The organism is Bradyrhizobium sp. Kon56 (genome assembly GCF_055807635.1).
This window is the reverse complement of sequence record NZ_JBVVOU010000553.1, coordinates 1-249: the sequence shown is the minus strand read 5'-3', so window position 1 is coordinate 249 and position 249 is coordinate 1. Positions and strand designations below refer to the sequence as shown.

Sequence of the window (249 nt, the reverse complement as noted above, 5' to 3'; positions counted from 1 at the left end):
AACTGTGGCTTGAAACGTCGGACTTGCGCCAATGTCGTTGCAACGTCTGCGTTGACGATCATCTGTTCATAGAGCCCGCAGTCAAAACCTTTGTAATAGTAGCTGTCCAGCGCTTCTGAAGAAGCAACGTGCGCCAGCACACAACCTTCATCTTTTAAACGCTTGGCCAAGAACTTCCCTGATGAAAACCCATCGACCATGACGACTCTCATAAAACCTTCCTTTTCAATGCATACAACGACCTGCCTA

General features: G+C 47.8%; 1 protein-coding gene. It reads right to left on the bottom strand.

Annotated elements, in window-relative coordinates; genetic code table 11:
• On the bottom strand, nucleotides 1-212 hold a 212-nt coding region (locus AC0L3B_RS40020), incomplete at its 3' end, for a hypothetical protein (RefSeq protein WP_473383488.1).
• Nucleotides 213-249 lie beyond the last annotated feature (37 nt).